This is a genomic window from Actinoallomurus oryzae, from assembly GCF_039541955.1.
Classification (GTDB): Bacteria; Actinomycetota; Actinomycetes; order Streptosporangiales; family Streptosporangiaceae; genus Actinoallomurus; species Actinoallomurus oryzae.
In genome coordinates, this window is the sequence record NZ_BAABHF010000092.1 from 1 (window position 1) to 539 (window position 539).

General features: G+C 56.2%; 1 rRNA gene. It reads left to right on the forward strand.

Annotated elements, in window-relative coordinates:
* A 23S ribosomal RNA gene (locus ABEA10_RS50765) occupies positions 1-539 on the forward strand; the annotation flags it as partial.

The window sequence follows — 539 nt, forward strand, 5'->3', positions numbered from 1 at the left end:
ATGGTGTGTGGCGAGGTTAACCCGTGTGGGGGAGCCGTAGCGAAAGCGAGTCTGAATAGGGCGTTTGAGTCGCATGCTGTAGACCCGAAGCGGAGTGATCTACCCATGGGCAGGTTGAAGCGCGGGTAAGACCGCGTGGAGGACCGAACCCACCAGGGTTGAAAACCTGGGGGATGACCTGTGGGTAGGGGTGAAAGGCCAATCAAACTCCGTGATAGCTGGTTCTCCCCGAAATGCATTTAGGTGCAGCGTCACGTGTTTCTTGCCGGAGGTAGAGCTACTGGATGGCCTAGGGGGCCGACAAGCTTACTGAAGTCAGCCAAACTCCGAATGCCGGTAAGTGAGAGCGTGGCAGTGAGACTGCGGGCGATAAGGTTCGTAGTCGAGAGGGAAACAGCCCAGATCATCGGCTAAGGCCCCTAAGCGTGTGCTAAGTGGTAAAGGATGTGGAGTTGCCGTGACAACCAGGAGGTTGGCTTAGAAGCAGCCATCCTTGAAAGAGTGCGTAATAGCTCACTGGTCAAGTGATTCCGCGCCGA